Source organism: Paracoccus sp. 22332, assembly GCF_052045125.1.
In the GTDB taxonomy this organism is placed as follows: domain Bacteria; phylum Pseudomonadota; class Alphaproteobacteria; order Rhodobacterales; family Rhodobacteraceae; genus Paracoccus; species Paracoccus haematequi_A.
The window spans coordinates 189,473-202,605 of sequence record NZ_JBQEOI010000007.1; the positions used below are offsets into that span (position 1 = coordinate 189,473).

The window sequence follows — 13,133 nt, forward strand, 5'->3', positions numbered from 1 at the left end:
GATCATCTTCGCGGTGGCTTCTTTCGGGATCGGTCTTCATATCCGTCTCCAAGCAATCACTGCATTGGATCGGAAATATTCCGATTATCTCCTACGGTCAAGATTAAAATCGGATCATTTCCGATTTATGATCTCATGGCTAACGAGCGTCGACCCACAGTTCAACGCCCGAGCTACGTCGATCACCCGATGACCGGCATCAAGAAGGCACTTGATTGCCTGCCGGCGCCTGAGGGCGCGGTCTAGAACAACGACGCGGCGGCCTCCCCGAAGATGCAAAACCCTTACAAGATTGCTTGCGCCGGTTAGATATTGCTGCTCGCGCAGGTTCATCGCCCTTTCCCTTTCCGTCTTTTCTCGGCTTCGCGGCGGACGAAATCATCCGCGCCATAGAAGGCGAAGGCGTCGAGAACCTTCACCGTGTCCTTCAGGAATTCGATTTCATCTTCGCTGATCCACATCGACGAAGCCGCGCATCCGGGTATCGGCGGGTTCCATTTCCGGATGATGTATCGAAGCACCGAGGCTCGATCCGGCAAGGACAGGGGCTTTCGCTTCGATGGATCAGTCATTGGGCACGCCATCGGCAATCAGGCCCTGCGCGATCAAGCCAAGTGCCCTATCTCGTACTCGATAGGCATGTCCCCTCGATATTTCGCGCTTCTTCAGCATGGCGTCGAAGCCCTTGCCGCCCCGCTTTCCGGTCGCATGGTGCAGCCACAGGCTCAGCGTCCGGGCGAGATCGGGGTGACCGGCGTTGACCAGGTAGACCGCCTGCCATGAGAGGGCCGCCATCAGGAAATCGGCGCGATCTGGCGCGACGGGAACCCGCAACGGACGATCCTCTTCATCCTCGTCCCCCGCGATCTCCGGCAGACCCCATCCCTCCTCGAGGTGATCCTCGAGCGTAGCCTTATATACGGGCATGGAGCCACGAACCGAGGAGGGACCGACCGGCCCTGCATATTGCCGGGCCCAGGTCACGGCCTCCACCAAGACCTCTCGCACCTGTCTGGCGGTCCAATCCACATGCTGCATCAGAAGTAATCCTCTGGGTCGAAGGGTCGATTTGCGGACGGCATGTCATTTAGCGGGGGCGCGTCGTCCTCATCGCGCTTGCGGGACCCGCGGCGCGGCTTGGCATCGTCACCGAGACCGGGGGCCATTTCGAAACCCTTAACCTTCTTGCCCGTCAGCCAAGTCCAGTCGTCCTTCGTGTCGATGATGCCCTTCTGGTAGAGGAAATCGCGGGACCGCTTGACGTTCTGGCGAAGGTTGTTCTGCCGCCGCGCGGCCGCCTGCTCCTCGCTCTCCTCCTCCTTGATGTCCTCGGGATCATCGAGGCTGACGGCCTTGATTTTCTCCCACAGGTCGCGCTTCTCGATCGCCTGATGCCCGCGCGACAGGCCACAATCGAGGGGCGCCAGGACACCCTTCTCCTTCACCCCGTCATAGATCGCCCGCAGCAGGAAGGCGTTGAAGCCGCCCAGCGCGACACCGGACGGATCGTCCGGCTGCGTCTCGTATTTCTCGGGTGCGGCCACGATGCAGGATGTGACGGCATCACCATCCTCGTCCCGGCCTATCTCGACCGAAGGCAAGACGAACTTGCCGCTGACCCCGTCTTCGCCGTCCTTCTGCTTCGAGACGATCCATTCCCGCAGTTGGCGGCCCTCCTTGTCCTTGCTGTCGATCACCTTGCGGACCGTGACGACGTTCTCGACGTTGCCGAAAAGGCTGGTATGGCCCCGCGCCTTGGTGCCGCCGGCGTTCAAGTGGTGGACCAGCATGACGTGGGCACCTGTCGCCTTGCGCACGCGCTCGCAACGCGCGAGCACCATGCCCATGTCCTTGCCGTCGTTCTCGTTGGCGCCGGGCGTCGCCTTGTTGAAGGTGTCGATGACGATCAGCTCCAGCGGCACCGACAGGCGCTTCTTCCAATGCTGGCATTCGGCAATGAATTCCTCGACCTGCTCGTCGCTGTTGTAGAAATCGACCGGGTTCTGCAGCAGCACGAAAGGCACATCCTCACGCGCGCAGTCGTGGTGTCTTCGATAGGCGGGCAGCCTCTTGCGTCTGACGCCGGTCGCGCTCTCGCCTGCCTGGTAGATCACGCCGCCGCGCAGGACGCGGCGGCCGAACCATTCCACCCCGCGGGCTATCGACAGCGCCATGTCGATGCACAGGAAACTCTTGCCGCTCTGGCTCTCGCCCAGCAGGAAGGAAATCTCGTTGCGGGTGAGGATGCCCTTGATCAGCCACTCATGGGACGGGCCGGGCTCATCCAGTTGCGCCCAGCCCACCGCACCGAACATCGACTTGAAGGGGGCCGCCTCGAAGACGCGCGCGTCCCGATCGACGGCATCGTAGAGATCGTCGGCGTCTCGACCGGGAAGCCAATCATCGATGCCGCCCTTGTCGGGCAGACCTGCCAAATCGAGGATCCTGACGCGCTGCGCCGTCCCTTCCAGCTTGCGTCCGACCAGATCCGCATGGCCGCGCCCAGCGTCGTCGTTGTCGGGCAGGATGATGATGTCGGCTCCAGCAAGATAGGCCGACAACTCGTCGCCCCATTTGCCCGCACCACCATGGTTGCAGGTCGCGGGTACGCCGTTGGCGCGCAGCATGTCGACCTTCTTCTCGCCCTCGACCACGAAGATCGGTCGTCCTGCCTCCACATCCTCCAAGAGTTCGGGCAGGCGATAGGGCAAGGGCTCGACGCCCTTGACGGAATAGCTCCAGCCGCTCTGCTTTGCCGCATCGGGTCGACGCTGCACGAATGTCTTGGCATGGCCCTTTGGATTGACCGCCGGGTCGACGGACCAATCGTAGCGGCAAACCTGATAGCGCAGCTTGCCGTCGCGGTCTCGGTAATCGAAGGTCGCCGTAAGACGCGCATCGGTGGCCTCGGCAGGAATTCGGTTCGGCAGCCAGTTCCCGGCCGGGTCCAACCGGACGGTGCCGGAGCTGGCGCCAGACGAGCCGCGGGGCGGAGCCGGATCGTCTTCGATGTAGTAGCCATGATCCCGAAGCCATTGGACAGCCGCACCACCCGCCACCGGGGCTCCAGCGCGCTGCTCGATGAACCACAGCACCCCCCCGCCCTGGTTTTCCTGATGGTCGAAGATGAGCCCGCGCTCCAGGTCGACACTGACCGATCCCTGCTTGCCGAAGCGAAGTTCTTTCGGCGAAGAAAGGTGCTTGTTCTCTTCTCCCAGCAGTTCGCGGGCCACGGCCGCCGCGTGTTCGCTGAATTTGTCGCTATCGCCTGACACGGTTTGCCCCGGATGTTCGTCGGTCGGCTGACTGCCGGGCGCCTGTTGCGCCCGGCCCCGTCACTGCGCGCCGCGCAAAAGCGGCATGGATTGCCGTTCGGTGACCGAGCAGGCGTAAATCCAGCCTGCGATCGCGTCGGCTTCGTTGTCGTCCTTCGGATCGAAGCCTGACAGCCGCATGGCGGCCATGACCGCCTTCTTCGGCTCGGCCGGTCTCCCACTGCCGAGGACATGCTTGCGGATGGTTATGGCACTGGCCTCGAAAACGGGATGCCCCGTTGAATGCGCCACCGCCTCGGCAACCGCGCAGAGGCCGATCAGCCGCCGCTTGGTCTTCCAGTTGGTCACGCCAGCGAGGTCCATGCCCGGTCCAACGGGCGCTTCGAACACAACGCGCAGATAGCGTCGGGCGGTCAGACGGTCGCCCAGCCAGCGCAGAAGGCCGCCAAAGGCCTCGGCATCGGCGCCGCCGGTCTTGCAAAGGCGCAGCGTGCCGCTCTCCGGCCGCGCGCCGGGCGCGCCCTCGCACCATCCTGTTGTCGTCGCGATGTCAAGAAAGAGAATGGGCGGAAAGTCGTCTGTCATTTCGGCAGGTCTTCCGGCGAAAACAGCAGCTCGCCCGATTGGGACCGAAGCACATAGGTCGGATAGGTGACCTGCAGGATCAGTTGCTTGCTGAGGATGCAGTCGCTGGACTGGCGGACCCGCCTCACGCCGTCCCCATCAGGCTTGGTGTCGTATCGGGTTCCGAGGATGAAATCCTCTTCGACCAAGGCATCCATGAAATCGTCAATGGTCGGCTCGGCCGTCTCGAAGACGAACACAGCTTCGCCCTCATCGCCGTTGTTTCTGGTGCGGATCGACACCTGGAAGAACATCGTCTCGTCGTGATCGTCGTCGCTCTGTTGCGTCGTCATCGTCGTCTCCGTTCGATCTGGATGGGGTGCCAGGAGGGCTGCTGCCCAGAATCCCTCCTGGCGGTTGGCGAGGATGTTCGTGGTCCCCGCCATAGCGCGCCCGGTAGGGAGGTCAGGGAGGAGGAGAGACCCCGGGCACGCTGTTCGGTCAGTTCACCGGCGCGCCGTCGCCCGGCCCGTCGATCATTTTGTTCAGAGAGGTCACGTTGCTGCCTTTGCCGGGCTTGCCCGCGTCCACGTCCTCGATGATCTTGCGCATCACCTTGGTGTGGTCTTGGAACATGTCCGAGGTGTCGAAGAAGCCCATGGCATGAAAATAGGCGACGCAGGCGCCAGCAATGGCCGCCGCGTCGGCAGGCTCCTTGCGGGCCAGGCGCGACGTGAAGGTCAGCGCCGTCTTGTCGAAATTGTGTTCGTCGACGGCGGCCTTGGTGGCCGCCCCCGCTTCGCCGTTCATCTCGGTGGCCTTCGCCTTCACCCGATTGATGGTCTCGACGGATTTCTTCAGTTGCTTCGGATCGAAGCTGGTATCGGGCGCATCCTTGAGCTGCTTGGCCATCGGGATCATCCTCTGCTTGGCTGGGCCAGTCTGAACCGCTCCGCTGCGTCTGCAGCGGCTGCGGGTTCAATCCGGGCGGGTTCAGGGCGTGGCACGTCATCAGGCCACGCGATGTGTGCAGGCCAGATGGCCGACACCCGCGAAACGACTCGGTCGTATGTTCCGACCCGGATGTCGTTGCTTCGGTAATCACTCACCCAATTGCCGTCGTTCTTGACGATTTTGCCCAAGACTGACGGCGGCATTCCCGCGTGCTCGAGTATCGCCGTCAGGCGGTCGAGCCGGGAAACAACTTCGTCTCGGAGGGATGGGGAAAAATCATGCATGTCGGATGGTGTAATCGGAAATATTCCGACTGACAAGACTTTTGCGCGGGAGTTCGCTCTAGCCCAACATCAGCCTAGTTGGAAATGATCCGATTGTGGCGTATATCATCCGCCATGAAGAGAGGCTCGATCCTCCACGGCAGAACGACGAACGAAGAACGACATTTTAGGGGACCGACATGGAAAACCCATTGCGCACTCGTATCAACGAGCGCTTTCAGGTGACTGGCAAAAACAAGGACGACGCGGCCGCTTACATCGGCAAGGGGCGGACCTACCTCTATGACTTCCTGACAGGCAAATCGGGCAGCATGAACTTCAACCTGATCCCGAAGCTTGCCGAGTATCTTGACTGTGATCCCCGCTATTTGACCGGAGAGGTGCCCAATCCTGATGGCACGGGATACGCCGAGTTGACCGTCTCGGCTGTGATCGGCGGGCCGGAAGAGATGGCAATTCCGATGACGGTTAACAGCGACATCCGCCACCCGTCGGCCTCTCAGCAGGCCTTCATCGTGAGCGGTGATGCATGGGATCATCTTGGCATTTCGGATGGTTCGATCGTGATCGTGACTGACGCCATCACGCCGCATCCGGGATCGCTGGTTGTGGCCCGCCAGCATGGAAACGGCCTCATCATCGGGAAAATGACGATGCAGGGAATTGAGGTTCCCGGCGGAGAGGTCATCCCGATGGACCGGGCCGATGTAATCGGATCGGTCACCATGGAAATGCACATGTACGGGGAACCGGAACCTGCATTCTGACGGGCAATGAAGCGGTGACGGTGACAGGGGGTGGCCCATGAGGGGCCACCCCTTTCCACACCTGTTTCCATGATCCTGCGTCCCAACCTCTAAGGAAGATCTTACTTCCGCGCGCGTTCTCTAGACTCCGGGCGCGTGTGCGTCGCGCAGGAAAGGCGAACCCTCCGGTTGTGTCCGGCAAGTCCTGGCAGAATGGCGGCGGCAACGGACAGGCTCTTGGGCACCTCAACAGTTAGTCGGATTATTTCAGATTTTTTTCTTGCCTTAGCCGCCAAGTCGGATTATTTCCGATGAAGGCGCGGCGACGATCCCCGCGTCCGTTGACCGAACGACGACGAGGATTTTCCATGACCACCGACGACAGAAGAATTATTCGGCTACCGCAGCCGATCCATGTGCGTGCCGCAGTGCATAGCGTTCTGACCGGCCACATGGCCGGCCATCTTGTCCATCATCGAATTGACCTTAGCGATCGGGCTGCTGCCCGCGCCGCCTTGCATAGCGCAGGCTTCGGCGAAACCAGCATTGCCACCTTGCTCGATCGTTCGATTGCGCTCGCCCAGCAGACGCTGAAGCAGCAGGGGCGGGCCAATGGCTGACGATCACGACCTCATCACCGAAAACGACGAGCAGCCTCGCTTCGTCCATCAGGTCCGCGCCCTCGTCGTTGAGGGCATGGCGATCGAAGAGATTGCCGCAGCGCTGGATGCGCCACGCGTGACCGTCCTCTTCCTCTCCGAACTGTTCCGCCAGACCGGCGCCCTGCCTGCCAACGTCGCACGCCGTCTCGGCTCGTGAACCACGATCCCCGGCCGACGGGGGTTCGGGGGCGGCGCTCATGCATCAGGCCGGGGATGCGCCGCCCTTCCCATCTTTCGAAAGCGCCTCATGACCATCGAACGCATCCTCCCGTCCAACCGCCGCGCCTGGCTCAAGGCACGCAGCAAGGACGTGACGGCCTCGACCGTCGGCGCGCTGTTCGGGGTCCATGACTACCTGACCGTCTACGAACTGTGGAACCTCAAGAGCGGGCGGGTGACCGAAGGCCCGCGCGAGAACGAGGCGATGCGGCGCGGGCGGCTGCTGGAGCCGGTCGCGGTCCAGATGATCCGCGAGGCGCATCCCGACTGGCAGATCGACCACAACAGCCGGAACGAATACTGGCGCGATCCCGAGGCGCGGGTCGGTGCGACGCCCGATGTGCTCGTGACGTGCCCGCGCCTGGGGCGCGGCATCGTCCAGATCAAAACGGTGGACATGGGCGTCTATCGCCGCCGCTGGATGGATGAGGAAGGTGCGGTCAATCCGCCCCTCTGGATCGCCTTGCAGGCGACGTTGGAGGCGCACCTGACCGGTGCGCAATGGGCAGCGGTCGCGCCCCTGACCTTCTCGCATGGCGTTGACTGCCCGGTCATCGGCATCGACATGCTGCCGGGCGTGGTGGACGCGATCTATGCCAAGGCTGCTGATTTCTGGGCATCCGTCGATGCGGGCGAAGAGCCCCAGCCGGACTATGCCCGAGACGCCGCCATGATCGAGCGGCTCTATGAATTCGGAGACCCCGCGGACGAGATCGACCTGACGGGCGATAACCGCATCCCCGAACTGATCGCCGAGGCCGCATCGGCCAAGGCCGATCGCAAGGCCGCCGATGACCGCCTGCGGGCGGCCGAGGCGGAGATCAAGGCCAAAATGGGAGACGCCTCGGTCGCGTGGATAGGACGCGGCCGGAAGATCACCTGGAAACGCGTGCGCCGGGCGGAAAGCCGCGTCCCGGCCGGCGTCTTCCGCAAGCTCATTCTCCCCCAACCCGAATAGGAGGCAGGACATGCCCGATACCGTTGCCGAGGTCAGACCGGACAGAACGCCGGTCGTGGATCAAGTCTTCGGCCACAACAAGGCACCTCTCGACGAGGTGCTGAAGGCCGACTTCGCCGACATGCAGAAGGCCATTGCCGATCTGCTGGCCGAAGCCGGTGACCTGCCGAAGAAGGTCAACAGCGACGACGACCAGACAGCAGTCGGACGCTGGATCGTGAAGGCCCGCGCCTATGCCAAGCGCGCGGACGAGGTGCGCCAAGCGGAGAACAAGCCGGTTCTGGCTGCACAACGCGGGATCAACGCCTTCTTCGCCGCTATGTCCGATCCGATCGACAAGGCGGTCAAGAAGGCACAGGCGATGGCCGATGACTTCGTTTGCCGCAAGGAAGCCGAAGAGCGCGCGCGCGCCCAGCGCGAGGCGGAGGAAGCCCGGCGCAAGGCCCAGGAAGCCGAAGAGCGCGCGGCCAAGGCGAAAAGCGCGGAGGCAGCAGGCCGGGCTGAAGGCAAGGCCGAAGCCTTGCACGCTGCGGCCGACGCCGCCGAAGAGCGTGCGCTGACGGCCGCCGCCGACCTGACCCGCCACCGCGCCGAGGGCGTCACAAGTTCGGCCCGCGCGACCTATGATTGGGAATTTACCGATAAGGATGCCGTCTACGGGACGCTCGGCATCCTCGGGAACTTCATCGCCGAGGCCGCGGTCGTGACCGCGATCAACGGCATGGTGCGCGCCCAGAAGGGGCGCGCCTCGCTGCCCGGCATCCGGGTCTTTCCGAAAACCGTCGCCAGTTTCAGGGGGTAACCAGCATGTTCTATGTCATCGATACCGAGACCACCGGCATCTTCGACTTCAAGCGCCCGGCCGATGCCGAAGGCCAGCCGCGCATGGCGTCTTTCTGCGGGATCGCCATTGATCATCCCGACGACGACAACCCGGTGATCTTCGAGCGCTACGTTCGCCCCGACGGCTGGGCCATGGCGCCCGATGCGGGTCGGGTCAATGGCCTGACCACCGAATTCCTGGCTGCCAACGGCGTGCCCGTCTGCGAAGTTCTGGACGAGTATGTCAGCCGGATTGAGGCCGGATACTGCATCGTCGCCTACAACGCACAGTTCGACATCAAGATGCTCCGCGCCGAGCTGCGACGCGCGGGCCGCGATGACCTCTTCGAGCGCACCCGCAACATCTGCGTGATGCGCCCGCTGACCGATCTCCTGCGCATCCCCGGCCGTTTTGGCTTCAAATGGCCGAACCTTGCCGAGGCCTGCGCGCATTTCGGAATCGCCAACGACAAGGCGCACGACGCCGTGGGCGACGCGCGGGCCGCGCTGGAGGTGATGCGTCACCTGCACCGGCTCGGTCTGCTGCCCGAGCCCGCCGTACACTATGCCAAGCAGCGCGCCTGACGGCGCGCGCACCAACCGCCATGAAAGGAGAAGTCGACATGGCAAGAACCACCCCGGCCGAGGGCGCGATCCGGATGCGACGCGTCAAGGCCACCATCGCGATCAGCGATGAGAGCGCAAAGCAGATCGCGGAAGCGGTGTTCGGCCCCTCGTCGCCGTTCGCCGTCGCCGGCGGCACCCTCTTCGTCGAACACATGATCCCGGCCGATGCCGAGGATCTTGTCGAGCGGACGGCCGATGCCGAAAAGCTGATGATGAAGTCCGGGACCATCAAGACCCTGTCGAGCGGCTACACGCTCGTGGCGCCGCCGGCTCCGGACGAGATTGAGCTTGTCGAGAAAGGCGGGGCGGCATGAACGATCAGGTGAAGGACCGGGACGCCAGCCTCGAAACCCTTGAGGATCAACTGTCACAGTTGCCAATCTCCATGGTCAGCGAACTGACCCGCGCCGAGATCATGCAGCAGGAAGCGCGCGCGGACATGAAGCCGCGCTCGCCCGCCAAGGCAGCCCGGAACATCATGTCGCTGGCCACGATGTCGGAACGGGCCGCCCAGGAATGCTGCTATGCGCTGCCGCGCGGCAACAAGCCTGTCTTGGGCCCCTCGATCCGCTTGGCCGAGATCGTCGCGGGACAGTGGGGCAACGCTCGCGTCGGCGCGCGCGTGGTCCATGTCGACCGGATCGAGAAGTTCGTCGAAGCCGAGGGCATCTTCCACGACCTGGAGACGAACGTGGCGACGACCGCGCGGGTCCGGCGCCGCATCGTTGACAAGAACGGCCGCCTCTTCAACGACGACCTGATTATCGTGACCGGCAATGCGGCGGCCTCAATCGCCAAGCGGAACGCCACATTCGCCGCTGTTCCGAAGGCGGTTTGGGGGGATGCCTATGACGCGGCCGTCAAAGTGACGCGAGGTGACGCCAAAACGCTTGTCGAGAGGCGAGACGACCTTTTCAAGGCCTTCGCCAGTTTCGGCGTGAAGCCAGAGCAGATCGCGGCTTACCTGCAGATCGGGGATGCGCTCGATCTGACCCTCGATCACATTGCCCCCCTGACCGTGATCTTCCGCGCCTTGAAATCGGGCGAGGAGCAGGTGGAAACCTATTTCGAGCCAGTCAAGGTAATCGGGAAGGACGACGGGAAGAAGGCCGACACCAAGAAACCTCAAACGCTCGAGGACGTGGCGAAGCAGCAGAGCGACACGAAGGCAGCTGATAAGGCCGATGAGACGCCTGCCCAAAATACCGGTGATGATCCTGGCGAAGGCGGCGTGCCAGGCGGGCAGGATGGCGCGGCAGAAGCTGCGGAAGGTAATTCGGACCGCGAGGACGAGCAGCAGAGGCCCCAGGCAGCCGCCCCATCCGACGACGAGATCGAGGCCGCCTATCAGGCAGGGCGCAAGGCCTATGGGCGCGGTCAGCGCCGGGACGCCGCTCCGGCCAAGTACAAGTCCCACGAGGACACCGAGGCGGCGTGGCAGCGGGGTTGGGACGCAGGCGCAGAAGAAGACTGAAGCCGACCGCTGAAACGAAAAAAGGCCCCGCCCGGCGCAAACCGGGCGGGGCCAAATATTTTCAGCTAGCGTTAGATCTCTGTTCCGGCCGGCCTTTCGCCTCCGCGTTGATTTCCCTTCGGCGCTTTCCCCGAGACTCACGCCCCCGTGATGCTGATGATTCCGCCAGCCGCGCATGGTGACGGTGATTCGATTTTCAGGGGTGGATTATGGGTATCAGGGCATTGTGCGCGGCGGCGGCCGTGGTGGTCGGGGTGGGGTCGGCGGCAGAGGCGGCGACGACGGTCAACTATGACATCCAACTGCGATACGACGGGACCGTATATACTGACGTAGCCTTGTGGGCGCATGATCCCTCAGTTGCCGACCTTTACCTTGATAGCATGGCACTGGAAGGCAACCCTTATGGCGTGACAGGGCGGTTCAGCCACCTCCAGATCGGAGATATCGTCCGCTTCGTAGCCCAGGTCATCTACCCTGACGATCCAGAAAGCTGGTCCGGCATCTATGACAATGGCGGACGGGCCGACTATTGCACATTGGCGGGCTATGATTGCTCAAATTTGACGATGACGTTTCCAGGTTCTGACTTCCATCTCCATTACATGGACACCATTGGCACCCAAGGCACGACCAAGGTGGGCGGAATTTTCGAGCAGTGGTTTTGGGGGCCAGCAGTTCCCGATCAGTTAACGTCTTATGGCGGCTTCCACGCTTGGTTCGAGACTGCCTCCTTCACCGTGGTTTCCGTGGACAATCCAGCCCCCGTGCCCCTGCCAGCGGCTGCCGCCCTCCTGCCTCTAGGCCTCGGCGCCCTCGCGCTGATGCGAAGGCGCCGCCGGGTTAGCTGATGGTCAGCGTGGCCTTGCCGCCCGTGATCGTCACACCCACAGGCAAGATTGCGCCCTGATCGACGTAGGTCACGCCCGTTCCCGCGCCGCCGCCCAGGTCGTAAACGCCGGGCGACAGCTTGTCTCGATTGCTGATGACCAGTTCTGATCCCACCTCAAGGGTCACGGTGCCTGCGATGCCGGGAGCCGTCAGCCCGAAGCGTCCGCTGCGGAACCGCTCGATCTTTCCGATAGTGGCTGGCAGGATCGCGGAAATGGTGCCGAGGGCTTCGTAAATATACTTCTTCGTGATCGTCTGTTCACCGACGACGGGAATGCCCAGCATGTCACGGACGCGAACAAAGGCATTCTCCCCGACGCGGCGCCAGCTATCCCATTTTCCTGTCGCCCCGCTGGTGACGCCCTTCATGTCGTGGAGGTAAAGCCCCCAGGTATCAATATTGAAGAGATCGAAGCGCAGGACCGGGGTCGCGTGGAACTCCAAGACACCGCCCGACTGGATCGTCAGACTTCCGGTGCCCCCGGTTCCGTCCCAGCCCACCTTTCCCATGTCGCCGACGATGCGCAGACGCTTCCCGCTGGGCACGACGCAGTTCGGCCCAAGGATCATCTGCCCTTGGCCGCTGGCTTCGAAATCACCTGTCGCCGCGCCGTCCAGCACCAGCCGCCCTCCTCGGGCCACGGCTTTGCCGATCATAGCCGGGGCGTGATATTTACCGCAGCGGATGACCTCAATGTCGGCGGTGTCGGAGTGAGACGCGGCCGACAACTTCCCGGAGGCAACGACCATCTGGCCCCCACCGAAGGTGATCGCACCTGCCGCCACCGTGTCCTTGACCCATTTGACTCTGTTGCCGTGCAGATTGAGACTGTCGCCGTCGATCGGGGTATCGCCAGACGACCAGTTGATCCGGCTGTCAGAGCGGAAGCCCTCGCCTCGCCAGTCGGGCTTGAAGGTCAGCACCTGTGGCACGGTGCGATCCGCCAAAGGCAATTCGAGGTTGCCCTCCCGCGCCGCCAGCAGATAGCGGTGCATCGCCCGGATTTCCAACTGCATGTCCCGATAAGACAGCCCGCGCACATACTCCGCGTAATCTGCGATGCTCGCATTTGGCACCCCCAGAAGCTGCGCGGCCCGACGCTGGATTGTAATCGTCTTGATGATGGATGCCGCCAGGCCGGTGAGGTTCAAGTCACCGCCCCACCCGAAGATCACCAAGTTGGACCAAAGGCCGCCGCGACCACGACTGACCGCGGGTTCGGCTATGCCCTTGGCTGCGATTTCCGCCGGATTGTCGGGGTCGGCCGCGTGCATGATGAGACAGTCCACATCGACCGTCTGCACACCCTGGAAATCGAAGCCCATACGCCGCGCGCCAGGCTGAGCGATATAAGGGCTGTTGCGGGCGGAAACAGCAACTGACCGTAGGTTGATGCCGAGGAAGCCGTTTTCAGACGCTTTCGCTGGCTCATCGATCTCATTCCTCACGCCTGAGTTCTGGAACGAGACCTGATTGTCCAGAGCAACGCTGTCGAAATACCAACCCCCAACGCGCATCTGGGCCGCGACGGAAGATGACCGCATCGACAGCATACCATCGAACGTCAAGTCTGCGTTAATCTCGGCAGTATAGACGTTATGGCTGAAGATGTTGGGCGGCTTTCCGACTGCACCATTGTTCCATGTGCCATCTACA

Annotated in this window: 15 protein-coding genes and 1 pseudogene; 9 read left to right on the plus strand and 7 right to left on the minus strand. The window is 62.8% G+C overall.

Annotated elements, in window-relative coordinates:
• Nucleotides 1-329: 329 nt before the first annotated feature.
• From ACTJI6_RS10840 to ACTJI6_RS10865, 6 genes are read right to left on the minus strand one after another with little or no spacing between them, the layout of a single operon-like run.
• Complete coding sequence (locus ACTJI6_RS10840) at nt 330-572, minus strand: hypothetical protein (protein WP_440800568.1); 243 nt, start codon at nt 570-572, stop codon at nt 330-332.
• Complete coding sequence (locus ACTJI6_RS10845) at nt 565-1,038, minus strand: hypothetical protein (protein ID WP_440800570.1); 474 nt, start codon at nt 1,036-1,038, stop codon at nt 565-567. The genes ACTJI6_RS10840 and ACTJI6_RS10845 overlap by 8 nt, the downstream gene beginning before the upstream one ends.
• A complete protein-coding gene (locus tag ACTJI6_RS10850; protein WP_440800572.1) occupies nt 1,038-3,275 on the minus strand; it encodes an AAA family ATPase in 2,238 nt (745 codons plus the stop codon). Before ACTJI6_RS10850 ends, ACTJI6_RS10845 begins: the two co-directional genes overlap by 1 nt.
• Nucleotides 3,276-3,335: 60 nt before the next feature.
• Nucleotides 3,336-3,860: a hypothetical protein gene (locus ACTJI6_RS10855; protein WP_440800574.1), complete on the minus strand. Its 525-nt coding sequence runs from the start codon at nt 3,858-3,860 to the stop codon at nt 3,336-3,338.
• Nucleotides 3,857-4,285 carry a hypothetical protein gene (locus ACTJI6_RS10860; RefSeq protein ID WP_440800576.1) on the minus strand — a complete coding sequence of 143 codons (429 nt, stop codon included), beginning with the start codon at nt 4,283-4,285 and terminating at the stop codon, nt 3,857-3,859. The genes ACTJI6_RS10855 and ACTJI6_RS10860 overlap by 4 nt, the downstream gene beginning before the upstream one ends.
• Before the next feature lie 55 nt (nt 4,286-4,340).
• A complete protein-coding gene (locus ACTJI6_RS10865; protein ID WP_440800578.1) occupies nt 4,341-4,751 on the minus strand; it encodes a hypothetical protein in 411 nt (136 codons plus the stop codon).
• A 505-nt stretch (nt 4,752-5,256) separates the two neighbouring features.
• Here ACTJI6_RS10865 and ACTJI6_RS10870 point away from each other — a divergent pair.
• The 9 genes from ACTJI6_RS10870 to ACTJI6_RS10910 all read left to right on the plus strand — a co-directional run bounded on the left by ACTJI6_RS10870 (nt 5,257) and on the right by ACTJI6_RS10910 (nt 11,436).
• Nucleotides 5,257-5,844, plus strand: a complete 588-nt coding sequence (locus tag ACTJI6_RS10870) for a hypothetical protein (RefSeq protein ID WP_440800579.1) — start codon at nt 5,257-5,259, stop codon at nt 5,842-5,844.
• Nucleotides 5,845-6,191: 347 nt separating this feature from the next.
• Nucleotides 6,192-6,443 carry a hypothetical protein gene (locus ACTJI6_RS10875; RefSeq protein WP_440800581.1) on the plus strand — a complete coding sequence of 84 codons (252 nt, stop codon included), beginning with the start codon at nt 6,192-6,194 and terminating at the stop codon, nt 6,441-6,443.
• Entirely contained in the window at nt 6,436-6,642 is a 207-nt protein-coding gene (locus ACTJI6_RS10880) for a hypothetical protein (protein ID WP_440800584.1), read from the plus strand. The genes ACTJI6_RS10875 and ACTJI6_RS10880 overlap by 8 nt, the downstream gene beginning before the upstream one ends.
• A 90-nt stretch (nt 6,643-6,732) precedes the next feature.
• The gene (locus ACTJI6_RS10885; protein ID WP_440800587.1) at nt 6,733-7,662 is read left to right on the plus strand and encodes a YqaJ viral recombinase family protein; all 930 of its coding nucleotides are present in this window, start codon (nt 6,733-6,735) and stop codon (nt 7,660-7,662) included.
• A gap of 10 nt (nt 7,663-7,672) precedes the next feature.
• On the plus strand, nt 7,673-8,464 hold the full coding sequence (locus ACTJI6_RS10890; RefSeq protein ID WP_440800590.1) for a hypothetical protein: 792 nt from the start codon (nt 7,673-7,675) through the stop codon (nt 8,462-8,464).
• A 5-nt stretch (nt 8,465-8,469) separates the two neighbouring features.
• Complete coding sequence (locus ACTJI6_RS10895; protein WP_440800592.1) at nt 8,470-9,069, plus strand: 3'-5' exonuclease; 600 nt, start codon at nt 8,470-8,472, stop codon at nt 9,067-9,069.
• 38 nt (nt 9,070-9,107) lie between these two features.
• Complete coding sequence (locus tag ACTJI6_RS10900) at nt 9,108-9,425, plus strand: hypothetical protein (RefSeq protein ID WP_440800595.1); 318 nt, start codon at nt 9,108-9,110, stop codon at nt 9,423-9,425.
• Nucleotides 9,422-10,585, plus strand: coding sequence for a hypothetical protein (locus ACTJI6_RS10905; RefSeq protein ID WP_440800598.1), 1,164 nt, complete (start codon nt 9,422-9,424; stop codon nt 10,583-10,585). The genes ACTJI6_RS10900 and ACTJI6_RS10905 overlap by 4 nt, the downstream gene beginning before the upstream one ends.
• A gap of 209 nt (nt 10,586-10,794) precedes the next feature.
• Nucleotides 10,795-11,436, plus strand: a complete 642-nt coding sequence (locus tag ACTJI6_RS10910) for a VPLPA-CTERM sorting domain-containing protein (RefSeq protein ID WP_440800600.1) — start codon at nt 10,795-10,797, stop codon at nt 11,434-11,436.
• On the opposite strand, the pseudogene ACTJI6_RS10915 reads toward ACTJI6_RS10910, so the two are convergent.
• Nucleotides 11,429-13,133, minus strand: a pseudogene (locus ACTJI6_RS10915) (hypothetical protein); the annotation flags it as partial. The gene ACTJI6_RS10910 and the pseudogene ACTJI6_RS10915 sit on opposite strands and share 8 nt — an antisense overlap.